We start from the raw sequence: 21,813 nt of genomic DNA, 5'->3' as shown, positions 1-21,813 counted from the left end.
AGTAACTGGTTTAGCCTTTCTCTATCTTGTTCTCGTGGCAGGTTGTTGTTCATGGAAGCGATATTCTATCCTTTATGTCCCCTTTGTCAATACCCCTCTACCTGAATCCTTACACTGACTTTGTTACTGAAGTTGACTACGAAAAACGACTCGGCGGTGATGGCAAAATTGATTTTACCCTGGCTTCTGATCCATCTATGGGAATTCAGGTTAAAACCCGTTACGGCAGTCTTGATCGGGTTAGATGGGAAATTAGCCCAGAAGAAGTTAATAAAAATGCTGTTTTAGTCTGCCTGTTTAGTGAAGAAGAATTTGATGATAGGCAAGCGGGATACAACCTGATTATGGCTGGGTTTATTCCAACCAGTATGATTGAGGTGGGTAATAGTAAAGTTTTACTTAAAATAGATGAATTGTTGTATATTGGTGGCTTACGCTGCTATCTAGAAAGGTTAAAATATTTAGAATTTGAGTGTTTACGGCCGCAAGAGAGTAAATTTAAAAAACATAAAACAGAGGAAGTATTGACCTCTGGCTTAGCGAATAATAAACCTATAAAGCGCAATTTTATTGGTTCGGAGACTGACGAGGTACAAGGGCAGAAAAATCAACCATCAAATCCTAAACAAGAGTACCAAACGACGCTAAAACCAAATTTAAAGCAAATTAAAGATAAACCTGTTAAACGCCAAGCAGTCAGTAAAGTTTCGGACGATGGCTGTCCCTTTTAGAATGGAGCATTCGGAGTTACCACCCCTGCTTCCATCTGTTGAAAAGCGATCGCTCTCCTCTGCCACAATAAAGAAAACTTTTACACAAAATATTCTTATGAGTACCCAAGTCACTCTTACCCTGCCAGATGAGGTTTACCGTAGAGCTGAACGACTAGCACAACTGAGTAGCCGAGATGTTGCTGATGTCCTAGCAGATACAATTGAGCTTTCACTATCACCACTTGGCTTACAGTCGGAAGCAATTAAACCAGTGTCAGCTTTATCTGATGATGAAGTGATGGCTTTAGCGCAGCTTCAGATGGAACCGGAGCAAGACCAAAGTCTGAGTAGGCTGCTGGATAGACAACAAGCTGGGACACTTACAGAAACACAACGTTCCGAGTTACTAGCGCTGATGCAGGTTTACGAAGAAGGCTTGTTACAGAAAGCCCAAGCAATGAGTGAGGCAGTACGGCGCGGCTTGATGGAACCATTAGAGGCATAAGTTCTAGCCAGAAAATCAAGCAAAAAGCAGATTAGTAGCGATCGCTTGCTTTCATCTTTGAATTCGCCAAGTTTGCGATATTGGATTTGATATCTAGCGGGTATCTCGAAAATATAGGGATTCCTATTTTTGAAACGCCTTATGGCAATTTCAGATGAAGTCCGAGAACGGGTACGCGCACAAGCTGGCGATCGCTGTGGTTATTGCCGCAGTTTGCAGAAATATGTTCTTGGAATTTTAGAAATTGACCACCTTATTCCCACAGCTAAAGGTGGCACTGACGACGAAGATAATTTGTGGTTAGCTTGTCGGCTGTGCAATAGTTACAAAGGGACGCAAACGCATGGACGTGACCCAGTGACAGGGCGGCGAATTCGGCTGTTCAACCCTCGACATCAGAAATGGTCGCGGCATTTCACCTGGAGTGAAGATGGTACGCAGATTATTGGTAAAACTATATGTGGTCGAGCGACGGTTGTAGCTTTTCAACTTAATAATATTATTGCTGTTATGGTTAGACGCGAGTGGGTAGCGGCTGGCTGGCATCCCCCAAAGATTGAATGATGAATGCGATCGCATCCACCCGGCTACCATATACTCATAGCACTAACGCCCAAGATGCCATGTCCCTCGCTCAAGAAAGAAATATCTCAGAAGATACGTGGGAAGATATTGTCGTTCCACCTACTGATTTATGGAGTGACGAACCGCCTTTGGAAAGTGATTGGCATCGACAGCAGATGGATGCGCTCATCAATTCCTTAGAATGGTGGTGGCGTAACCGTAACGATTTTTATGTTAGTGGAAATCTGACAATTTACTACTCTCAAGACCAAATCAAATCGCGGGATTTTCGCGGGCCAGATTTCTTTGTAGTGCTGGGAACAGAACGCCATCCCCGCAGAAGTTGGGTAGTTTGGGGAGAAGGCGGGAAGTATCCCAATGTAATTGTGGAAATTATCTCTGAGAGTACAGCTAACGTAGACAAGGGGATAAAAAAACAAATCTATCAAGATATCCTTCGCACGCCAGATTATTTTTGGTTTGATCCCAAAACTCTCGAACTTGCCGGGTTTCATCTAAAAGACGGTCAGTATCAACCGATAGAACCTAATTCCTCTGGGTGGCTGTGGAGTCAGCAGTTAGAGTTGTATCTGGGTATCCATCAGCGAAAGTTGCGCTTTTTTACCGCTGAGGGGGAGTTGCTACCAATACCCGAAGAAGTAGCTACAGAAGAACGTCAACAGAGGGAGTTAGCACAAGCGAACGCTGACGACGAACGCCGACAACGCGAGTTAGCACAAGCCAACGCCGATGAGGAACGCCGACAACGCGAGTTAGCACAAGCCAACGCTGACGAGGAACGCCGACAACGCGAGTTAGCACAAGCCAACGCTGACGAGGAACGCCGACAACGCGAGTTAGCACAAGCCAACGCCGATGAGGAACGCCGACAACGCGAGTTAGCACAAGCTAAAGCTCAAGCATTGGCGGCGAAACTCCGGGAATTGGGTATCGATCCGGATGCTTAGATGCGATCGCGCCCTGACCCCTGATCTTATGGTTGGAGATAGGGGCATTGCTATGCCCCTACAAAATGTCACAATGCCTCGATATTTTTTAAGGGTTGTCTAAAACAACCCTGCTCTCCACGAAGAAAGGGGAGAGGCTTGCTCTAACGCCCGATTGCTCCAGCCTCTCTAAGTCTGCGGTAACGCTTTTGTTTATACTTCGACAGCGGAGCAGCTATCAGTAAAACCTTCTCCAGCAGCCAAGGTGCAAGGCGGTTGCACCACACGGCTACATGACTTTGCCATCCTACCAAGATTTCCGGCGATTCCTTGTGCAGTCCGGCGACGAGTGCCTGAGCGACTTTCTCGGTAGTCGTGGGAACTACCCAGCGAAACCACTGTAATTCTCGCACCATGTCAGTATCGGTTAAAGAGGGCAGCAAAGCTATTACCCGGATATTGTATGCAGCGAGTTCGCCGCGCAAGGCTTGGGTAAATCCGACAATTGCAAACTTGGTGGCAGAATAAGTTGCCATCGTCGGGGCTGCCACTTTGCCCATTAAGCTTGAAACGTTAACGATTGTCCCTTCCCGTTGTGCTGCCATGCGTCGAGCAACTAAACGTGTGATGGTGTACATTCCCATTAAATTAATGGCGATTTCTTCCTGCACATTTGGCAGTCGGGAACGTAAGAAAGGTGTTTGGTGTGCAACGCCTGCACAGTTGACGAGTAGATGAATTTGCCCGTAGTCTCGCCAAGCTTTAGCGATCGCAATATTCACTTCTATCACCTGAGCCAAATCCAAAGGCAGGATTGCCACTTCCACGCCCATAGCTTCGATTTCGGCGGCGACTTGGGCTAACCGCTGTTCATCGCGTGCTACCAACAACAGGCGTTTTGCTCCTTTTTTGGCTAAAACGAGTGCGATCGCTCGTCCAATCCCCCGCGAAGCTCCAGTAATTAGAGCTGTCTTTCCTTGAATATCCATGATTAAACCTCCATATTTGAGGACTCACTGCGCTGGCTTTTTCAGTGGTTATGTGCAAAATCCAACAGAAAAGTTCCTAATTTCACGCACTGAGATGACAATTGATTTGTGTTTGGGGTATTACTTGGACTAAACCTTGCCGTGCAAGACATTTTCCGGAAATTTTAGGGAACACAAACCTAAAAATTGATAACCCAAAACTTTGAGAAGTTGCTAACAGAATGACGCTGGACTAAAAGCAGTCAAACAAGCAAAAAAGATATTTCTCAGCCGTTTTGCCGGAAAGTCCGAGAAATATTTTTCAGACATTTCTGGAATCAGTTAGTCGGCAAACAGCCAAGATGAATGTAGAGCATAAATGGCACGTCTCCTCAATACGAGCGCTAACCTGAAGCATTGCTTAAGCACACCTTAGCAACTGGTTTCAAGAAGCTGCAACATTTTTTAATAAATTTTGCTTAACATTTCTTTACAAAGCAGCTAAAACTTTGCTGCTTAACGCACCCAGCGCAACTAATCGGGCGTAACCAACAATGAAACATGAGCGCTAACGATGCGCCAACCCTCCGGGGTTCGCATCCAAGTTTGGCTTTGTCGTCCGGTGCGATTTGAGCCAAGGCGCTGAAATTCTGTGTTGGCGGTGGCGAAATCTCGTCCGTAGGTGGTGATAGTGGTATTAATTAGCGATCGCTCTAAATTCACAGGCGATCGCTGGCTGCGAAAAGTAGCGATCGCATCATAGCCATACAAATTTTCAGTTACGCCAAAGCGTAAAGTGTGCGGACTCCTCCAAAATAATTCGTCGAGTACCGCGACATCATTGCTAATCAAAGCTTTTTCGTAACGCTCAAATGCTGCCGTAACTTCAGCTACCACATCCGGTATATTGATATCCATTTAATTCCAATCTTCTCTCTTTTGAGGGAGGTATTTTGTCATTTAAGCCGGGAAAGTTTCACGGCTGTTAAACTCACTTAATACAAGTTAATATATAGGTAAGGTCTGTAATCCAATTAATTAATCCAAGTATCTAACAATGGCTACCTCAGAACGCAAAAAGCGGATTTTAGATCATGTCAGCAAAACTGTAAAAATCAATCAAGCGAATTACAATACCAATTCAGATCAACGGAAGCAGCAGATTATGGATCATATCAAGAGAACCAAGAATTAATAGAAGTACCCACTAACAATTTTATCCTTGGTGGGGCAGGCTTTTAGCCTGCCCCAAATCTTACGAATAACCTTTTTTTACTCCTTCTGGTAATCCCATTACACTGCGGTAGTGGGCTTCAATTTCACCTAAAGTTTTAGACTGACGATTTGTAGCCCATTGGCTGCGCTCAAACAATTCTTTTCTCAAATCTTCTACATTAATCGTCGTCACTTTGCCATTGGCAACGATTCTTTTACCATTTACCCAAACACTATCCACTGCTTGAGCTGGACGGCCTAAAATTAGCAAGCCAATCGGATCTGTGCGGGGTAGCAGCGATAAACTGGTAAGGTCATAAAGTACCAAATCAGCCTTTTTATCCACAGCAAATGAACCCATTTCATCGGCTAAATTTAATCCTTTGGCACCGCCGAAAGCTGCTATTTCTACTGATTGACGGGGTGTAATCCAGTGGTGGTAATCTAAATCAGTGATGTTGTGCAAAATTGAACCGATTTTGATAGCTTCAAGCAAATCTTGCGAGTCGTTACTAGCAGCACCATCACAACCAAAAGATACATTGACTCCCGCTTGAAGATATTTCAAAATTGGAGCGATGCCGCTACCTAAACGCAGGTTGCTGAGAGGATTGTGTACTACGGTGGATTGAGTTTCTGCCAGAATTTCAATATCAGCATCGCTCAAATGAACGCAATGAGCTAAGGAAGTGCGCGGACTTAAATAACCGATACGCTTCAGGTGTTCAACTGCGCTACAACCGTATTTTTCCTGGGCGAGGAGTTTTTGGGCTTGGGTTTCTAAGAGGTGGGCGTGACGACAGAGATTGTAGCGATCGCTTAATTCAATACAACCTTGAAACAAGGCATCCGAACACAGTTGAATCCCCGTTGGTGCAACTAAGATATAAACACCTTCCGCAGGATTATGAAACTTGTCTACAGCTTCCTGCATTAGTGCTAGAGTTGCCTCTGTGGAACGGATGTAGGCTTCATGTTCCGTTTCCTTACCACCCGTGGGAATGCCACGAGTCAGGGTTTCATCTTGAATTAATGGGCCAATAAAAGCGCGGATACCAATTTCTTTATAGGCGCGAACAGCAGCAGCAATAGTTTCAATTTCTTTGCCAGGAATTAAAACTAAGTGATCGACTACGCTAGTCCCTCCAGAAAGTAGAGTTTCTACCGCTGTTCCTAAAGCACTCAGATAAACTTGATCTGGTTCGAGGGGTGTAAAGTCGTAAAGTTCCGCAATCCACAATTCTAAGGGTACAGGGGGAATCAATCCCCGCTGCCACATTTCTGAAGAGTGGGTATGGGCGTTGACGAAGCCGGGGAGGAGAAGTTTATTTTTAGCATCAACAGTTGTACCGACGACTTCTAAATTTGCTTCGATGGCAGCGATCGCGTTATCCTGAATCTGCACATCGACATTTGCATAACCGTCATCAACCGGGACTAAAGCTTGTTGGATTGTAAAAGTCACAGTTTTTACCTTTTAGTTAGGGTTTATTAAATTCTACGTTTCTTGATTTTTAAAATTACGATTAATCACAAAATAACATTATTTCCTCATTTTACAGCGCTTTTATGCTCTTTCACTCAGAGGATAATTAAGGACGCGATCGCAATCACTGACGATAAAATTGGTAATATAACGGGTTGAATCCCATTAATTTTCGTCATTGCGGGTTATTGTTTAATTTTTACCTACTACCTATTAACATCATCAACCAATAGATATTAACATGGCATTCCCTTGATCGGCAGCATCTTTGTAGTAATCTATCAATTCGTTAAACAGCTCAGTATATTCAAGCCAATTTTCATATTCTCTTTCCCAAAACTTTACTTTAGCTTTTTGACATATTTTTCTTAGTCTTTCCCTATCATCCTCTTGTGCAACTCTCGATAATTCTTCTCCTACGTCCTTGACTTCATCAGCAGTAAAGTATCTTATAGACCTTTCATATTTCAGGTAATTTACACTTGTGACAGCATTAACTCGAAGTAAATCATTTCCATCCTTGCTATAACTATTTGGGAAAATTAAATCTTCTTCTCCACAAGTAGCTGTAAGATAAAATTGGATTGTTTGCCAATTTTCCCCAAGATATAACCACCTATTTTTACCCTCAGCTAAAAGGCGAGGAACATCGGCTTTAAATTCGTCAAAGTCCTGTTGGTGAAAAACAGACTTAAATTCTTGCCAATCATTGGGATCAGATATGGTTATTGCCTCAAAAAACACATCATAAGCATAAGGATTTTCTTTTAACTTCTCCAACACTTTAGAAGAGACTTGAGAAAGAACTATCGCTGTTGACATAACTTTCAACTAAGATATTAATGAATTGACATTAGTACACCACGGCAATGCAACTTAAAATTACTCATAAGTTGATTGAAGCATTACTACTTTTAAAAGCTACACTGAGGGCAACGGTGGGATTGTAAAGTCATTAAATGAGCGAACATCGTAAGACGTAGCAGCTACAGCCCTCACCAGCTTCTCATGGAGAGTCAATAGGGTAGCACCAACTTGTTGAGAAAGGGCAACATAACTGGCATCATAAGCAGAAATTCCATAAGCCAAGGCGATATTAACAGCCTCCTCCATCAAATCAGCAGTGGAGACAACCCGTAATGGTAAAGCTTTGAGAGTAGCTAAATCTGCGTGAACCTCAGCAGCACTGTATAGTCTGGCACGGACATACTTGCAGAAAGTATTAGCAGATTCGATGTAAAACAAGTCTGGGACAAAGATTTCTGTTTGGGGATAGGCAAGGTGATCGAACAGCAGATTAACTTTGGGTGATAGCCGATCGGAAATAAAATGCTTGATGCCAACACTGGTATCTACAACGCATCGGAGAGGAGTAGTCATCTGTCGCGGTCTTCTCGAATTAGAGTGGTACTATCGGGCAAGCCAAAGTCAGCGGGATTCAGGCGGCGGCGGCGACGACTCTCTGCCAAGATTTCTTTAACATCCTTGTTAGGTGTATTGTCCTGGGGTGGCTTTGTCTCGGTTGGCAAAGCACTTTCTAACAGAGTAATAACTTGGGCATCAATTGATCGATTATGAGATGCAGCTAGTTGTTGCAGCTTTTCATACAAGTCATCGGGTACGTTTTGCAGGTGAAGAGTAGCCATAAATTAACCTCCAAATAGTTTTCCCTCAATCGTACATAACAGCGATCGCGATCGCTATCCTTCAACACCCTCCGAGATGCTATCAGTCATCAAATCATCAAATTTTTCTACCGTGGCTGGTAGCAGCATCTAAAATATCAACAAATTAACCTTCGTACTTCACCGGAATGCGATCGCTCATTACCATAATCTCTTCTAACTCAGTTCAAATCTAGAGCCTTGCGTCTTTACCATTGAAGTTCCCCTCTCAAGAATCCCTATGAATTCACCCTTACGAACCTTGGGCGTACCACCGAATGCTTGGGCTGTTGATGCCCAAATTGCTGATATCACGCGCCCTCCTTTAAAACCGCAACCTGTCACTTTGGCGACAGAAACTAAAACACTGCGTTTGGATTTGGCAAAAGCGGCGATTTTGGTAATTGATATGCAGAATGACTTCTGTCATCCGAAAGGCTGGCTGGCGCACATTGGCGTAGACGTGACACCTGCACGGAATCCGATAAATCCCTTAAACAATTTACTGCCAAAATTGCGAGATACAAATGTGCCTGTAATTTGGCTAAATTGGGGAAATCGCCCCGATTTGTTAAATATTAGTGCGGGAGTGCATCATGTTTATAACCCTACAGGCGATGGTGTTGGTTTAGGCGATCGCTTGCCCGAAGCTGATGCTAAAGTGCTGATGGCGGGTAGTTGGGCGGCGGCGGTGGTGGATGAATTGGAACAAAAGCCGGAAGATATTCGCGTCGATAAGTACAGAATGAGCGGTTTTTGGGATACTCCCCTCGATAGTATTTTACGGAACCTGGGAAAAACTACTATCTTCTTTGCGGGGGTGAATGCCGATCAATGTGTAATGGCTACCTTACAAGATGCCAACTTTCTTGGCTATGACTGCATTTTAGTTACAGATTGCACTGCTACTACCTCTCCAGAATATTGCTGGCAAGCTACACTTTATAACGTTAAACAGTGTTTTGGGTTCGTGACAGATTCTCAAGCTATCTTAGAAGCAATTACAACTGGTTAATGGCTAATAGTCATAAAAACCACAATTAGCCATCCTTCAATTAGCAAAGGTGAAACCTTTATGGATGCTGCCCGTTGCGTGATTCCTGTCCTCAAGTCTCCCAAAGATTACCAAGTCTATCGTATTAGTCCCGATGATACTAATCGTTTAGCGATTGTGTTTGAGCCGAAAACGGCGCATATGTCCTTAACTTTTTGTGTGGAAATTTTCGATGTTGGCGGGAAAACTCCCCCAAATCGGCACCAATTCGCTGTAGAAATGTTTTTCATTCTTAAAGGGGAAGGGCAAGCTACTTGTGATGGGAAAACTGTACCAATTGGCGCTGGAGATAGTATTTTAGTTCCTCCAACTGGCATCCATAAAATTGAAAATACGGGTTCTACTCGCTTGTATGCGCTGTGTATTATGGTGCCAAATGAAGACTTTGCGGAATTAATTCGTAGCGGTACGCCAGTGGAATTGGATGAAGAGGATTTAGCAGTATTGGGTAGAGTAGATTCTCTAGTTCCATGCTAAATGTTTTCCCCAAAGAAACTGCCTCAATGCTTACCAGGGATGGGGTGCGCTTGGATGCGGACATTTATCGCCCGGATGCGGAGGGTGAGTTTCCCGTCTTGCTGATGCGACAGCCGTATGGGAAAGCGATCGCATCCACCGTTGTCTATGCCCATCCTACCTGGTACGCCGCCCAAGGCTACATTGTGGTAATTCAAGATGTTCGGGGACGCGGCACATCGGAGGGGGAATTTAAACTATTTTCCCACGAGATTGAGGATGGTTTTGACACAGTTAATTGGGCTGCGAATTTACCAGGTAGTAATGGAAATGTTGGAATGTATGGGTTTTCCTATCAGGGAATGACCCAGCTTTACGCCGCCGCCGCACATCCCCCGGCATTAAAAGCGGTTTGTCCCGCCATGATTGGCTACGATTTATATACAGATTGGGCGTATGAAAACAGAGCATTTTGTTTACAAGCCAATCTCGGCTGGGCGATTCAACTAGCAACAGAAACCGCTAGATTATTAGGAGATGAAAAAGCGTATCAAGCTCTTTTTACAGCTTCTCGTAACTTACCACTTTATGAAAAAATTCCCGCCCGTCCGGAAATTCTGAAAAACCTAGCGCCTGACTCTTTCTATCACGAATGGTTAGACCATCCTCAACCCGATGAATATTGGGAAAACCTTTCACCAAAACAGCATTTGCAAGATGTTGATTTGCCGATGCTGCACATTGGCGGATGGTTTGATACTTTCCTGCGCGGAACTTTGCATTTATACAAAGAAATGGCATCTCGTAGTGCCTTTCCTCAGCATTTAGTAATTGGCCCTTGGGCGCATCTACCTTGGGGTCGAAAAGTAGGGAATGTAGATTATGGTGCAGAGGCTAATAGTTCAATTGATAAATTGCAAATTCGATGGTTTGACCAGTTTCTCAAAGGTATTGATACAGGATTATTGAAGGAACCGCCTGTTAATTTATTTGAAATGGGTAGTAACAAATGGCGATTTTTTGAAACTTTCCCTAGCGATAATCATAAATCCTATTTTCTGCAAAGTTCTGGTTTAGCTAGTATGCGGGATGATGCAGGTAAGTTGGTAAGACAGGCGAAGGAATTTATCCAAAATTCTTCTGATGTACTGGTTCACGATCCTTGGCGACCTGTTCCCGCTTTAGGAGGTCATGCTACAATTCCTGCTGGTTCCTTTGACCGTTCTAGCCTCGATTGTCGCACGGATATTTTAACCTATACTTCTGCACCAATAGAGTCAGATTTACATCTTGCTGGAGATGTAGTTGTAGAAGTTTATGCTATAGCAGATACACCCTGTTTTGACTTATGTGCAGTGTTGTCGGAAGTGCGAACAGATGGGAGTGTCTACAATTTTACTCAAGGATATGTGCGGGTTGAACCGAATCAAGAAACAGCACATTTAAAAATTATTTTGCAAGCAACTTGTGCGCGACTGAACAAGGGTAATTGTCTACGGCTTAGTTTAAGTGCAGCTTGTTTTCCCGCCTATCCTGTTAATCCCGGTACTGGTTCTCCCCCTGGTGAAACCGCTTTAATTGCAGCTCAAATTATTACTTTAACTGTGCGAAGTGGGAAAGATTTTCCTTCTCAAATTTTACTGCCTTTAATGTAATTCTCAGAGTGCATCCCAGCAAAATACCTGGCGATTAGAAATCGCGGCTAGACAAACCAAGCCCGCCTGCGCGGACTCAATTGGGTCTGGGTTGGTAGGCTTTGTTTGTGTAACCACAGACTGGAAGCCGGTGGGCGTGCAAATATGGGATGCTCCCGCGTTCCTGGACTCAGCCTGGTAACGCGGAATTAGCTGCTATAACTTTGCCATGCTTGCCATAAAACATAAATTGATAAAATTCCCAGCAGTGTACGAAAGGCTAAACTAACAACTTCATCGGGTAATTTTGGCAAAAATCGGGTGCTAATTTGCGCTCCTAAAAAACCACCTGCTCCTAACAAGAATCCCTCTGTAAATAAGACATTACCTCGCAAGGCGTGTCCCACACAAGCGGATATAGCAGTAATGACAATGACACCTAAACTTGTTTGAATGGCAACTTTGATGGTTTCTCCTAATAGTAATATTTGGAGAGGCACCATGATTACGCCGCCACCAACACCAAACAATCCTGCTAGTATTCCAGCGGTGCTTCCTGTGAAAATTCTTGCAATATTTGGATTGAAAAAAATGTTTGAGTTTTGAGTCTTAAGTTTCGGCGCTTCTGCGTCTATTCCCTGCTCCTCTTCCAGCTCCTTTTTTGCTGTCAGTTGTTTGCGTAGTTCAACTAAATATATATTTAAAAGTAGCAATAATCCAAAAGATGCTAACAGCAAATAAGGGCGAAAACGAGTGGCTAAATATGCCCCAATTTGGGCTGTCACTATAGCTGGAAATCCGATGGCAATTACTCGATTAAAGCTGAATAAGCCCATGCGCCAATTCTGGACACTGCCAGAAATTGCGGTGATTAAAATTGCTAGGCTGCTGGTAGCAACTGCTTCAACTGGCTTGTAACCTAATGCTACTAATAATGGTACAAGAACCGTGCCACCGCCAATTCCTAAAAATCCCGCGAGGATTCCGGAAAATATTCCAGCAGCAGCAAATATTAATAAGGTGGTTGATGTCATAGCGCGTGAAGCGATTTATGACACTTAGCATACAGTAATTAGGGTAGACATTGCCCACCCTAGGAAACTTATTTAATCGCCTCACCCGCTGTCAGCTACATTTTGCCTTTCTGCATCACTTCCTGAAGATGGTGGCAGATTTCCTGCGCGTGCTTCATATCTTCTTGCTGGAACTTCTAGAAGAGTTCTGCACAAGGCTGAGATCCCATTTGTTGCGCGTCTTGTATATAAGTCTCATATGCTTTGAGCGCTTCAGCTTTGTTTTGTAATACTGTGAGCAAATCGTACTCAAGGTTGCTAACGGCGCGTGTATTGTCAGTAGCTTGCATAAATTTTGCCTTTTAAAGGTTTACTCAATAACCTTGGCTCACCCTAAGAGGCGATTCATCTACCAAAAAGAGTTTCACCAGTGACAAAGAAATGGTTATTTAAATCACAATCGTTGAGGAGATAGCTGGGCGATAATATGGTCATCTTGCCCAGTTGCCCAACTAGCAAAGCGTTTGGCTAAGGGGGGTACGAATACTAATGGGTTGGAGAATCCGGAGAAAATATAGATGCCTTCGACGTTATTAATAGCACCGATGAGAGGAAGGCGATCGCTACTAAATGCTACTAAGCAATGATGCCACTTTCCCGGTAATTTCTCTATCGCAGGTAATATTTTTCCCACAGCAGCGCGGAGGTTGGCTTCGCTTTCAACCCCATCAATTTCCGCGTTGGGATCGGTGAGAACTCGGCTAATTTGTCCAATGCGTAAGCTACCGTTTTTAAACTGTATGGCACCTGCATCTAAAATGGGTGGCATTGGTTCATTATTGGGCTGATCCCATAGATGATCCAGTTCAGGTTTACTGGCTTCGGCTTCTAATTGAAATCGTGTTGTATCCGCTGGCATTACCAGTGTACGCAAATGTATATCAACTGGCTCAGTTTCGATTAGTTCGGCATGGGTAAAATATAGCCGGATGGGAATATTAGCTGTTTTTAGTAAGGCGCGGCTGAAACCACCGGCACAGATGACGGTATTAGCTGCATGATAGGTTTCGGTTGCTGTTTTGACTCCGAGAATTTTTTCGCCTTCTCTGTTGAGTTCTACCACGCGATCGCAAAGAACTTCACCCCCAAAACGGCGAAAGGCTTTGATGTAACCTTGGGTAGTTTTTTCTGTTTCAATATGACCGTGACGGACGGTTAAAGCAGACGCGATCGCATCCTTATTTAGCAGCGGTTCCATTTCGCAAGCTTCTTCAACACTGAGTAAGCGCGGTGGAATAGCAAAACGAGCGTATGCTGCTACTTGTTTCGAGGTATCATCAGCAGCAATTGTTAAAATTAAGTCTAATTCGCGAAACTCAGTATCGCTGTCTAATTCCTCCGATAAATTGCGGTGAATTTCTATACCTTCAGCGCACAATTGCCGCGTTAAATCTGTTGTCCCAGACCAATATGCCAACCCACCATAACTATAGCGCGTGGCATTTTGCGATGCGGCGTGTTGTATTAACAGAACCGAAAAGCCTTTTTTTGCCAGTTCGTAACTTAGCATTGCACCTGTAATACCGCCGCCAACTACAATCCAATCGTATGTTTTCATCATCTTTATGTAGCAAAAATGCGCTCATATCTCAGTCTGAGGGCGTTTATCAACTTTTGCAAGCGGTTTAATGATATTCATCCAGTAGGTTTACCCTATTAGATGTATTTGGCTAAGTTCTCTGGTTTATAAAATAATAGATAATGTGATTGAAGGCAAATTCTATGGAATTACAAATGCAAGGTTGCCCCTGCTGTTGGAACAAACGTTTATTTGCCTGGTTACTATCTACGGGCAATGCAAGCTACGAGAAACTGGTTTGCGATCGCAAACGCAACCTATTCGGAAACTTACACGGGGATGTTTTGGAAATTGGCCCTGGAACTGGTGCTAACTTCCCCTATTATCCCAAAGATATGCGTTGGATTGGCATTGAGCCAAATCCCTATATGCACCCGTATCTCCAGAAAGAAGCAGAAAAGGTGGGCTTAAATAACGTTGATGTCCGCACGATCAGCGCTGAACGTTTAGAAGCTGAAGATAACAGTGTAGATGCAGTTGTTAGTACGTTGGTTTTGTGTTCAGTGCCAGATTTAAAGGCTACTTTACAAGAAATTTTGCGAGTTCTCAAACCCGGCGGACGCTTCTTATTTATTGAACACGTCGCCGCGCCTCAAGGTACTTGGTTGAGGCGGGTACAGGAGGGAGTTCGCCCGGTGTGGAAATTTCTCGCTGATGGTTGTGAACCAGCCCGCGAAACTTGGATAGCGTTAGAAAATGCTGGTTTTGAACATCTTGATTATGAAAGGTTTGAACCTTCTATTCCCATCGTCACTCCTCACATTTCGGGAGTGGGGATAAAGAAATGTTAAACTACTGTGCAACTGGTGCTGATATAATTGATTGAGATTCTAACACTGCTGCTACTCGTAAAATTAGCGCTTCGTTGTAAGGGGCGGCGATAATTTGTACTCCTAAAGGTAGTCTATCGGGATGATGAATTGGGACAGATAAAACGGGCAATCCGATAAAAGATAGAGGCTGAGTATATAGTCCCAAATTAGGACGAACTAAGACTTCTTCTCCGCCAATTGTCATCTTTTCTTGACCAATTTTAGGGGCAAAGCAAGGAGTTGTGGGGGCGAGAATTATATCTACTTCGTTGAAGATTTCTCGAACGCGATCGCGATACCATTGTCGAAACCGTTGCGCTTGAATGTACCACGTCGCCGGAATTAAGGCACCAGCTAGAAACCGATCGCGTGTTGCTGGATCGAAATCAAAAGGACGCGATCGCAAGGAATCCATATGCACATTAGCGCCTTCTGCTGCTGTAATTATAAAAGCTGCTGCCCTTGCGCGATGGGGTTCAGGTATCGTTACAAATTTGCTGACATCCAACGCACTTGCAATTGTGGCGACTGCTTCTAAGGCTTCTAATTCTGCACCTTTGGCAAAATAACCTTCAGCAACAGCAATTCGCAAACCTTCAACGCCTTGATTTAGTTGCGGTAAGCACAATTGAGGGGGGCGCTTTGTACAAACGCGATCGCTCTCATCCGCTCCTTGAAGGATATCAAAAACTGCGGCAATGTCGCGCACAGAACGCGCAAAAGGGCCGATATGATCGAAGCTACTGGAAAATAATACTGCACCTGAGCGCGACAATCGCCCATAAGTAGGCTTAAAGCCAAAAATACCGCACAATGAGGCAGGAACGCGAATTGAACCGTTAGTATCGCTTCCCAACGTTAGCGGAACTAACCCAGCAGCAACCGCCGCCGCCGAACCTCCAGAGGAACCGCCAGCAACGCGCGTTGTATCGTGGGGGTTGCGGGTAGCACCATAATGGCTATTTTCGGTGACAAAGCCATAGGCGTATTCGTCCATATTTAACGCCCCGACTAGCACCGCACCAGCTTGTTTTAGTTTAGCAACGGCTGTGGCATCTTTGATTGCTGGAGGATTTTCAGCGTTAATTTTTGAACCCGCTAGAGTAGTCAACCCAGCGATATCAAAGAGATTTTTTACGGCGAATGGTACGCCTGCGAGAATACCTGGATCTTTACCTAATGCGATCGCTTCATCAATTTTTGAAGCGTCTGCCATTGCTGTATCAGCAGTTACAGTAGTAAAACAATTAAACGTCTGATTTTCTTCGGCAATTCTTGCCAATGTAGCAGCGATGACAGATTTTGCAGAAACTTCTTGTCCCCGCACTACCTCAGCAATTTGAGTGGCATCAGGATATGCTTTGCTCATGGCTCAAATACAGGTGCCGCTTCAATTGTATCCGGTAAGGGAAATTCTGTGACAATTTGCGCGATCGCAGCAATTCTCTCAAAGTTTTCCTTCACGCCCAGAAGGTATTCTGGTTCTATGGGCAAATCTATTAACTTTGCCATTTGTTCTACATATTCAGTTTGAGATTGTTCTGGTGGTGTACTCATAGCAAAAAAAATAATAAATTTGTTACATCAAAAATTATACTCTCTTGCTTCCTAATCCCATCAGGCGAACAAGTTTGTTAACGTGCGTAAGCCCCTATAAATCTGAAATTTCAGAGCAGGAAATAAACAACTCTTTAATTATCTCAACCTCTATTTCCTCTGTGAAGAGTGTCGTTCGTTTTTGTAGAATAGCGGTTATCGTGTCTATACAGTTATCAGGTGTTTTTACGTAAATATAATATAAAAAATTTATTTATCTTAACATTATTTAACATTATTTTCTAAAAATAACACTTTCTCTGGTGCTAGCTCTACCTCTTGAGAGATTATCTTTAGGCATAGATTACTATATCTTAGGAAAGTTGCTCCCTGTTTAAGGGCGAATTAAATTAGAAAAATTGCATCAGCTTTTGTCTATCTCAATAAGCAGTTCGCACTCTTAGCAGAACTTACAGAAAAGTCTCAGATAAACTGAGACGGCGATCCTGCACATTCACGTTTTCTAAACACAACTATTCCCATAGCCGACGCTGGAAAAATTTGTTTAAGTTTGTTTAATTGTACTAAACAATGCTTATAGGTAACAAGAGCAGGCTATTAGGAAGGTTGAGGGTTTTCATTTTCTAATGATTAAAACCTCTAATTACTCAGCTAACAATGTTATATAGCAAACCAATAAACATATTGCGAAATAGCCTAAGAAAGTTAGGATATTTGCCCCGGTTTTGGTTTTTCCTGACTCTTTGCTTGGGCGTCATACTATTTAGCTGGATTGTGATGGCTCAGCAGCCAGTCACCCTCAACTTGCTGATGACAGCCCCCGATGCTCAACCTTGGCAACAAGGTATGGTAAAAGATTTTGAGGCAGAAAATCCTGGCATTCGGCTCAATATTATTGAGGGGCCGAATGCTACAAATTTACTCGAAGACCTCTATACTTCCGCTTTTCTTTTGGGCGATTCTCCTTACGATCTAGTAAATATGGACGTAATTTGGACACCCAAATTTGCCGCGGCTGGGTGGTTACGAGACCTCACGGATCAAATTAGCCAAGAGGAGTTGGCAGCATTTACGCCACAAGATGTGGAGGGGGGACGTTACGAAAGCAGACTGTACCGAATTCCAATTCGTTCCGATGTGGGGATGCTCTATTATCGGGAAGATTTGTTAAAAGAAGCCGGCTTGGAACCACCAGAAACGTTTCAAGATTTGATGAGAGTTTCCAAAGCCTTGCAGCAGCAAGGAAAAGTTAATTGGGGCTACGTTTGGCAGGGCCGCCAATACGAAGGACTCGTAGCAATGTTTGTGGAAGTTCTCGAAGGTTTTGGCGGCTTTTGGGTTAATGCCGACACCCTAGAAGTGGGATTGGATAGACCGGAAACTTTGCAAGCGATCGCATTCCTCAAAAACACCGTTCAAGAGGGTGTTTCTCCACCAGGAGTAACAACTTATCAGGAAGAAGAAACCCGACGTTTTTTCCAAAGCGGTCAAGCAGCATTTCTCCGCAGCTGGCCCTATGTTTGGCCTTTAGCTAATGAAGAAACATCACAAATCAAAGGCAAAATTGCCATTAGACCGATGGTTCATGCTCCTAATCAAACTGGAGGAGCTTGTTTGGGAGGCTGGGGTTTAGGTATTTCTAAAACTTCCCGACATCCCAAAGAAGCTTGGAAAGCAATTCAATACTTTACCAGTATTGAAGCACAGCGCCGATTCATTTTGAGTGCGGGTTATGTGCCAAGCCGAAGAGAATTGTTTACAGATCCAGAAATCGTTGCTAAATACGCTCACTACCCACAAGTTCTAGAAGTTGTACAGCAAGCAGTTTTGCGTCCGCCAATTGCTCAATATGCCCAAGTATCGGATATTTTGCAACGCTATCTTAGCGCTGCGCTAACTAATCGCATGGCTCCAGAAACAGCGATGAAATCCGCAGCTAATGAAACGCGGCGACTGCTAGTACAAGGCAAAAGCTAAAAGATGAAAGCGTTCCCAACCAGACATGAAAAACCTCACAATTTAACTCCCAACCATTGTTGGGAATGTTGGAATCGAAAGCCCCTCCCTTAAGTGGGGTTGGGGAGAGGTCAGGCGTGAAAAGCAGCGAACTTTAGTTGGTCGTACCTCAACTACTAATAAAGCAAGGCAAAAGGCAAAAATAAGATGGATACAATTCGAGGGCGGGAACAACGAACAAGTTGGATTTTATTACTACCAGCATTGCTGCTGCTTTTATTTGTTTATGCTTACCCAATTGGGCGAGCATTTTGGTTGAGTTTGTTTACGGAAAATTTGGGAACCGAGTTGAAACCCGTTTTCTCTGGTTTTGCTAACTATGCGCGGATGGCGGGCGATGGTCGTTTCTGGCAGAGTTTTTGGACGACGACAATTTTCACGTCTGCATCAGTTTTCTTCGAGTTACTGTTAGGAATGGCGATCGCGCTAGTTCTGAATCAGAAATTTCTGGGACGAGGCTTAGTAAGAACCACCGCTATTTTACCTTGGGCTTTACCGACTGCTTTAATTGGTCTTGCCTGGGCTTGGATTTTTAACGACCAATTTGGAGTTGTTAACGATATTCTACTGCGGTTGGGTCTGATTAAGACTGGGATTAACTGGCTGGGCGACCCGACGCTAGCAATGATGGCAGTTATTTTTGCTGATGTTTGGAAAACCACACCATTCATTAGTATTCTGCTGCTGGCTGGCTTACAATCTATTTCGCCAGACCTCTACGAAGCCCATTCAATTGATGGAGCGACACCCTGGCAAAACTTTACCAGAATTACTCTACCGCTGCTGCTACCACAAATTTTGATCGCCCTATTATTTCGGTTTGCTCAAGCTTTCGGAATCTTCGACTTGATTGCGGTAATGACAGGTGGTGGCCCTGGGGGTGCGACTGAAGTGGTATCGCTCTACATTTATTCTACTGTGATGCGCTACTTAGATTTTGGTTATGGTGCAGCGTTGGTGGTAGTGACATTTTTGTTGCTGATTTTAGCGGTAGCGATCGCTAGTTTCTTGCTAACTAGATCCCGTGCCAAAACCTCTGGATTAGCTTAATAGCATTTATTAAATAAAAATCCAAAATAGACATGACTGTAATTCCCCAAGAACGAAAAACGACTCCAACCGGAGGAGTGAAAATTCCCTGGAAAAAAATCTTCATACCCATAGTAGTTGCTTTTGTGGTGCTATTTTCTCTAGCCCCCGTTTTATGGCAATTGCTGACTTCAGTTAAGGTTAACGAAGATATTGTCGCCGTTCCCACGGTTTATTTTCCCACTCGATACACGCTCAATCACTACATTGAATTGTTCGTCCGTCGCCCGTTTTGGCGATACATTTTAAATAGTGCCTTCGTGTCGATTACTTCCACAGCTCTCGCTTTATTAATCGGAGCGCCCGCCGCCTACGCGCTGGCAAGATTGCGCCCTTGGGGTGCGAAAGTTATTCTTGCAGGTGTCCTCATTGTCACCTTATTCCCAGGAATTCTTTTATTCTTGGGACTGTTGGAAATTATCCAAGGGCTGCGACTAGCAAATAACTATCTAGCGCTGATTATTCCCTATACGGCAATTAATCTACCTTTAACAATTTTGGTGCTGCGAAGCTTTTTCGAGCAATTACCAAAAGACTTGGAAGACGCGGCTAAGGTTGATGGTTATAATACTTGGCAAATGCTAACACAAATCGTGTTACCAATGACATTACCTGCACTGGTGACAACGGGAATTCTGACTTTTATTTTTGCCTGGAACGAGTTTATTTTCGCCCTCACTTTCATCACCCGCGAAGACATGAAGACAATCCCCGTTGCAGCTGCACAGCTAGGCGGTTCCTCGGCATTTGAAATTCCCTATGGAGCGATCGCTGCTGCTACTGTATTGGGAACATTGCCCCTCGTCTTACTGGTTTTATTCTTCCAGCGCAAGATTGTCCAAGGTTTAACAGCTGGTGCTGTCAAAGGTTAAAAAAACCTAACCCCCTTCCTAATAAAGGGCAGCCGGAAACCCTTTTTTAACCCTAGTAAACGCTCCCACAAATCCAAAATTACGACTAGGGAAGGAGTAACAAAAGCCCATCCCCTAGTAGGGGAGGGGTTGGGGAGAGGTTCCATCTAAAGTTTTTTAATCCAAAATCCAAAATCGAAAAATGGCTAGACTCGAACTCAGAAACTTAAATAAAACCTATACTCCTAAAGTCATCCCAGTTAAAGACGTTAGCTTGAGTGTAGAAGATGGTGAATTTCTCACCTTACTAGGCCCTTCCGGTTGTGGTAAATCTACCATACTCCGACTAATTGCAGGTTTGGAGGAACCCACTCGCGGTCGAGTAACTATCGGGGACTTGGATGTTACGAATAAACGACCAGGCGATCGCAATATTGCGATGGTGTTTCAAAGCTATGCCCTTTATCCACACTTAACTGTTTACGAAAACATTGCTTCTGGACTTAGACTGAAAAAAACTCCATCCGCAGAAATCAAAGAACGAGTAGCAGAAGCGTCGCGAGTCTTGGGATTAGACGAGTTAATGAACCGCAAACCCGGTCAAATGTCTGGAGGACAAAGGCAACGGGTTGCTCTAGCACGCGCCCTAGTACGTAGCCCAGATGTATTCTTATTAGATGAACCGCTGAGTAACTTAGATGCGCTGTTGCGAGAAAAAGTCAGGGCGGAAATCAAGCAACTATTTGCAGCTCAAAAAGTCCCAGTTGTTTATGTCACCCACGACCAAACAGAAGCTATGACGCTTTCTACCAAAGTGGCTGTTCTTAATAAGGGTGACGTACAGCAACTTGACCCACCGCACCGTATTTATAACAATCCAGCGAATCAATTTGTTGCTGGTTTTGTTGGCAGCCCGCAGATGAATTTGCTCACTGTTCCTTGCCAGGGAAATTCCGCAATGTTGGGTAGTTTCAGAATACCGTTGCCGGAAATTCCCACTACGCCGCCGCAAATTGTGCTGGGTATTCGTCCAGAAAATGTACTCATTGCCCAACCGGAAGATAGACAAACAATTCGGGGGCGAGTGTATTTAGTAGAAAACTTGGGAATGCACAATTTAATTAGCGTCCGCGTTGAAGGGCCGCAGACAGAAGCAGTCACAATTCGGGCTTTGTTACCGCCAGATCAGCAGTTGAGTGGCGAGGATGTAACGTTAACACTTCCTCCCCAATTTATTCACTGGTTTGATGTAGAAACGGGTAATGCTGTTTTCACCAAGCAACCGCTTACCGTTGGGCGTTAGAGTTAGAAGTCGGGGCAATTCATGAATTGCCCCGACGCTTGCTAAGGAGAGAGCGATCGCTTGTCTCAATCCATACCAGGGATTATATCAAGTCCGTTTGATTACCTAATTTAAACTTTTACAATCCTTTTGTACTTAGCTTTAAGGTAATCTGTTTAAATCCTAAAGAAATAAAAATTGGTAGTGGTAAATATGTAGTGAAAAAATTACTACATAACCTCAGTTCGGGTTAAGCTGATTGAACCAAAGCCCACTCTAAACGGAGTGATGGTTTCTTGGGTTGATGACAGTAAGCAATTAAACCACACAAGATATTGACCATAAAAT

The 21,813-nt window shown here is 43.8% G+C and carries 23 protein-coding genes and 2 pseudogenes; 13 read left to right on the top strand and 12 right to left on the bottom strand.

Annotation, left to right across the window (positions count from 1 at the left end; genetic code table 11):
* The first annotated feature begins 197 nt into the window (after positions 1-197).
* The 4 genes from H6F63_RS20275 to H6F63_RS31120 all read left to right on the top strand — a co-directional run bounded on the left by H6F63_RS20275 (position 198) and on the right by H6F63_RS31120 (position 2,750).
* Complete coding sequence (locus H6F63_RS20275; protein ID WP_190639286.1) at positions 198-731, top strand: hypothetical protein; 534 nt, start codon at positions 198-200, stop codon at positions 729-731.
* Positions 715-1,218: a hypothetical protein gene (locus tag H6F63_RS20270; protein WP_199298176.1), complete on the top strand. Its 504-nt coding sequence runs from the start codon at positions 715-717 to the stop codon at positions 1,216-1,218. Before H6F63_RS20275 ends, H6F63_RS20270 begins: the two co-directional genes overlap by 17 nt.
* A 141-nt stretch (positions 1,219-1,359) precedes the next feature.
* Positions 1,360-1,782, top strand: coding sequence for an HNH endonuclease signature motif containing protein (locus H6F63_RS20265; protein WP_190639285.1), 423 nt, complete (start codon positions 1,360-1,362; stop codon positions 1,780-1,782).
* A complete protein-coding gene (locus H6F63_RS31120; RefSeq protein WP_347276819.1) occupies positions 1,779-2,750 on the top strand; it encodes a Uma2 family endonuclease in 972 nt (323 codons plus the stop codon). Before H6F63_RS20265 ends, H6F63_RS31120 begins: the two co-directional genes overlap by 4 nt.
* A 143-nt stretch (positions 2,751-2,893) precedes the next feature.
* Here H6F63_RS31120 and H6F63_RS20255 read toward each other — a convergent pair whose 3' ends face one another.
* The gene (locus tag H6F63_RS20255) at positions 2,894-3,718 is read right to left on the bottom strand and encodes an SDR family NAD(P)-dependent oxidoreductase (RefSeq protein WP_190639284.1); all 825 of its coding nucleotides are present in this window, start codon (positions 3,716-3,718) and stop codon (positions 2,894-2,896) included.
* Between the two features lie 513 nt (positions 3,719-4,231).
* Positions 4,232-4,615 (bottom strand): oxalurate catabolism protein HpxZ, encoded by a 384-nt coding sequence (gene hpxZ / locus H6F63_RS20250; protein WP_190639283.1) that lies wholly within the window; start codon positions 4,613-4,615, stop codon positions 4,232-4,234.
* Positions 4,616-4,754: 139 nt separating this feature from the next.
* On the opposite strand from hpxZ, the gene H6F63_RS20245 reads away from it, so the two are divergent.
* Positions 4,755-4,892 carry a hypothetical protein gene (locus H6F63_RS20245; protein WP_190420692.1) on the top strand — a complete coding sequence of 46 codons (138 nt, stop codon included), beginning with the start codon at positions 4,755-4,757 and terminating at the stop codon, positions 4,890-4,892.
* Positions 4,893-4,952: 60 nt separating this feature from the next.
* Here the strand turns inward: H6F63_RS20245 and H6F63_RS20240 are convergent, their stop codons facing one another.
* The 4 genes from H6F63_RS20240 to H6F63_RS20225 all read right to left on the bottom strand — a co-directional run bounded on the left by H6F63_RS20240 (position 4,953) and on the right by H6F63_RS20225 (position 8,044).
* Positions 4,953-6,377, bottom strand: coding sequence for an amidohydrolase family protein (locus H6F63_RS20240; protein WP_190639282.1), 1,425 nt, complete (start codon positions 6,375-6,377; stop codon positions 4,953-4,955).
* 243 nt (positions 6,378-6,620) lie between these two features.
* Positions 6,621-7,220, bottom strand: coding sequence for a DUF1877 family protein (locus H6F63_RS20235; protein WP_190639281.1), 600 nt, complete (start codon positions 7,218-7,220; stop codon positions 6,621-6,623).
* A gap of 99 nt (positions 7,221-7,319) precedes the next feature.
* Entirely contained in the window at positions 7,320-7,778 is a 459-nt protein-coding gene (locus tag H6F63_RS20230) for a type II toxin-antitoxin system VapC family toxin (protein WP_190639280.1), read from the bottom strand.
* Positions 7,775-8,044: a hypothetical protein gene (locus tag H6F63_RS20225; RefSeq protein WP_190639279.1), complete on the bottom strand. Its 270-nt coding sequence runs from the start codon at positions 8,042-8,044 to the stop codon at positions 7,775-7,777. The genes H6F63_RS20230 and H6F63_RS20225 overlap by 4 nt, the downstream gene beginning before the upstream one ends.
* A gap of 259 nt (positions 8,045-8,303) precedes the next feature.
* Here H6F63_RS20225 and H6F63_RS20220 point away from each other — a divergent pair, with 259 nt between their 5' ends.
* From H6F63_RS20220 to H6F63_RS20210, 3 genes are read left to right on the top strand one after another with little or no spacing between them, the layout of a single operon-like run.
* Complete coding sequence (locus H6F63_RS20220; RefSeq protein WP_190420689.1) at positions 8,304-9,077, top strand: cysteine hydrolase family protein; 774 nt, start codon at positions 8,304-8,306, stop codon at positions 9,075-9,077.
* A 60-nt stretch (positions 9,078-9,137) separates the two neighbouring features.
* Positions 9,138-9,593 carry a cupin domain-containing protein gene (locus H6F63_RS20215; protein ID WP_190639278.1) on the top strand — a complete coding sequence of 152 codons (456 nt, stop codon included), beginning with the start codon at positions 9,138-9,140 and terminating at the stop codon, positions 9,591-9,593.
* On the top strand, positions 9,587-11,227 hold the full coding sequence (locus H6F63_RS20210; protein WP_190639277.1) for a CocE/NonD family hydrolase: 1,641 nt from the start codon (positions 9,587-9,589) through the stop codon (positions 11,225-11,227). The genes H6F63_RS20215 and H6F63_RS20210 overlap by 7 nt, the downstream gene beginning before the upstream one ends.
* 188 nt (positions 11,228-11,415) lie before the next feature.
* Here the strand turns inward: H6F63_RS20210 and H6F63_RS20205 are convergent, their stop codons facing one another.
* The 3 genes and pseudogenes from H6F63_RS20205 to H6F63_RS20195 form a co-directional block, all read right to left on the bottom strand.
* Positions 11,416-12,240, bottom strand: coding sequence for a sulfite exporter TauE/SafE family protein (locus H6F63_RS20205; RefSeq protein WP_190639276.1), 825 nt, complete (start codon positions 12,238-12,240; stop codon positions 11,416-11,418).
* Positions 12,241-12,335: 95 nt separating this feature from the next.
* Positions 12,336-12,569: pseudogene (locus H6F63_RS20200) on the bottom strand (hypothetical protein).
* A 104-nt stretch (positions 12,570-12,673) separates the two neighbouring features.
* Positions 12,674-13,837 carry an FAD-binding oxidoreductase gene (locus H6F63_RS20195; RefSeq protein ID WP_190639288.1) on the bottom strand — a complete coding sequence of 388 codons (1,164 nt, stop codon included), beginning with the start codon at positions 13,835-13,837 and terminating at the stop codon, positions 12,674-12,676.
* Between the two features lie 164 nt (positions 13,838-14,001).
* On the opposite strand from H6F63_RS20195, the gene H6F63_RS20190 reads away from it, so the two are divergent.
* Positions 14,002-14,649 (top strand): class I SAM-dependent methyltransferase, encoded by a 648-nt coding sequence (locus tag H6F63_RS20190; protein WP_199298175.1) that lies wholly within the window; start codon positions 14,002-14,004, stop codon positions 14,647-14,649.
* A 1-nt stretch (position 14,650) separates the two neighbouring features.
* Here H6F63_RS20190 and H6F63_RS20185 read toward each other — a convergent pair whose 3' ends face one another.
* Complete coding sequence (locus tag H6F63_RS20185; protein WP_190639275.1) at positions 14,651-16,039, bottom strand: AtzE family amidohydrolase; 1,389 nt, start codon at positions 16,037-16,039, stop codon at positions 14,651-14,653.
* Positions 16,036-16,227 (bottom strand): DUF4089 domain-containing protein, encoded by a 192-nt coding sequence (locus tag H6F63_RS20180; protein ID WP_190639274.1) that lies wholly within the window; start codon positions 16,225-16,227, stop codon positions 16,036-16,038. The genes H6F63_RS20185 and H6F63_RS20180 overlap by 4 nt, the downstream gene beginning before the upstream one ends.
* A 657-nt stretch (positions 16,228-16,884) precedes the next feature.
* On the opposite strand from H6F63_RS20180, the gene H6F63_RS20175 reads away from it, so the two are divergent.
* From H6F63_RS20175 to H6F63_RS20160, 4 genes are all read left to right on the top strand, one after another.
* Complete coding sequence (locus H6F63_RS20175; RefSeq protein WP_190639273.1) at positions 16,885-18,204, top strand: ABC transporter substrate-binding protein; 1,320 nt, start codon at positions 16,885-16,887, stop codon at positions 18,202-18,204.
* A gap of 186 nt (positions 18,205-18,390) precedes the next feature.
* Positions 18,391-19,293, top strand: a complete 903-nt coding sequence (locus H6F63_RS20170) for a sugar ABC transporter permease (RefSeq protein WP_190419979.1) — start codon at positions 18,391-18,393, stop codon at positions 19,291-19,293.
* Between the two features lie 32 nt (positions 19,294-19,325).
* Positions 19,326-20,204 (top strand): carbohydrate ABC transporter permease, encoded by an 879-nt coding sequence (locus tag H6F63_RS20165; protein WP_190639272.1) that lies wholly within the window; start codon positions 19,326-19,328, stop codon positions 20,202-20,204.
* 181 nt (positions 20,205-20,385) lie between these two features.
* Complete coding sequence (locus H6F63_RS20160; RefSeq protein WP_190639271.1) at positions 20,386-21,486, top strand: ABC transporter ATP-binding protein; 1,101 nt, start codon at positions 20,386-20,388, stop codon at positions 21,484-21,486.
* A gap of 229 nt (positions 21,487-21,715) precedes the next feature.
* On the opposite strand, the pseudogene H6F63_RS31115 reads toward H6F63_RS20160, so the two are convergent.
* A pseudogene (locus H6F63_RS31115) lies at positions 21,716-21,813 on the bottom strand (IS982 family transposase); the annotation flags it as partial.

It is taken from the genome of Trichocoleus sp. FACHB-40 (assembly GCF_014695915.1).
Classification (GTDB): domain Bacteria; phylum Cyanobacteriota; class Cyanobacteriia; order Cyanobacteriales; family FACHB-T130; genus Funiculus; species Funiculus sociatus.
This window is presented reverse-complemented; position numbering and strand designations above follow the sequence as displayed.

Excerpts from the sequence above, each read along its gene's own strand:
- H6F63_RS20275 (WP_190639286.1), top strand. The coding sequence starts at position 198 with ATGGGAATTCAGGTTAAAACCCGTTACGGCAGTCTTGATCGGGTTAGA.
- H6F63_RS20270 (WP_199298176.1), top strand. The coding sequence starts at position 715 with ATGGCTGTCCCTTTTAGAATGGAGCATTCGGAGTTACCACCCCTGCTT.
- H6F63_RS20265 (WP_190639285.1), top strand. The coding sequence starts at position 1,360 with ATGGCAATTTCAGATGAAGTCCGAGAACGGGTACGCGCACAAGCTGGC.
- H6F63_RS31120 (WP_347276819.1), top strand. The coding sequence starts at position 1,779 with ATGATGAATGCGATCGCATCCACCCGGCTACCATATACTCATAGCACT.
- H6F63_RS20255 (WP_190639284.1), bottom strand. The coding sequence starts at position 3,718 with ATGGATATTCAAGGAAAGACAGCTCTAATTACTGGAGCTTCGCGGGGG.
- hpxZ (WP_190639283.1), bottom strand. The coding sequence starts at position 4,615 with ATGGATATCAATATACCGGATGTGGTAGCTGAAGTTACGGCAGCATTT.
- H6F63_RS20245 (WP_190420692.1), top strand. The coding sequence starts at position 4,755 with ATGGCTACCTCAGAACGCAAAAAGCGGATTTTAGATCATGTCAGCAAA.
- H6F63_RS20235 (WP_190639281.1), bottom strand. The coding sequence starts at position 7,220 with ATGTCAACAGCGATAGTTCTTTCTCAAGTCTCTTCTAAAGTGTTGGAG.
- H6F63_RS20230 (WP_190639280.1), bottom strand. The coding sequence starts at position 7,778 with ATGACTACTCCTCTCCGATGCGTTGTAGATACCAGTGTTGGCATCAAG.
- H6F63_RS20225 (WP_190639279.1), bottom strand. The coding sequence starts at position 8,044 with ATGGCTACTCTTCACCTGCAAAACGTACCCGATGACTTGTATGAAAAG.
- H6F63_RS20220 (WP_190420689.1), top strand. The coding sequence starts at position 8,304 with ATGAATTCACCCTTACGAACCTTGGGCGTACCACCGAATGCTTGGGCT.
- H6F63_RS20215 (WP_190639278.1), top strand. The coding sequence starts at position 9,138 with ATGGATGCTGCCCGTTGCGTGATTCCTGTCCTCAAGTCTCCCAAAGAT.
- H6F63_RS20210 (WP_190639277.1), top strand. The coding sequence starts at position 9,587 with ATGCTAAATGTTTTCCCCAAAGAAACTGCCTCAATGCTTACCAGGGAT.
- H6F63_RS20205 (WP_190639276.1), bottom strand. The coding sequence starts at position 12,240 with ATGACATCAACCACCTTATTAATATTTGCTGCTGCTGGAATATTTTCC.
- H6F63_RS20195 (WP_190639288.1), bottom strand. The coding sequence starts at position 13,837 with ATGAAAACATACGATTGGATTGTAGTTGGCGGCGGTATTACAGGTGCA.
- H6F63_RS20190 (WP_199298175.1), top strand. The coding sequence starts at position 14,002 with ATGGAATTACAAATGCAAGGTTGCCCCTGCTGTTGGAACAAACGTTTA.
- H6F63_RS20185 (WP_190639275.1), bottom strand. The coding sequence starts at position 16,039 with ATGAGCAAAGCATATCCTGATGCCACTCAAATTGCTGAGGTAGTGCGG.
- H6F63_RS20180 (WP_190639274.1), bottom strand. The coding sequence starts at position 16,227 with ATGAGTACACCACCAGAACAATCTCAAACTGAATATGTAGAACAAATG.
- H6F63_RS20175 (WP_190639273.1), top strand. The coding sequence starts at position 16,885 with ATGTTATATAGCAAACCAATAAACATATTGCGAAATAGCCTAAGAAAG.
- H6F63_RS20170 (WP_190419979.1), top strand. The coding sequence starts at position 18,391 with ATGGATACAATTCGAGGGCGGGAACAACGAACAAGTTGGATTTTATTA.
- H6F63_RS20165 (WP_190639272.1), top strand. The coding sequence starts at position 19,326 with ATGACTGTAATTCCCCAAGAACGAAAAACGACTCCAACCGGAGGAGTG.
- H6F63_RS20160 (WP_190639271.1), top strand. The coding sequence starts at position 20,386 with ATGGCTAGACTCGAACTCAGAAACTTAAATAAAACCTATACTCCTAAA.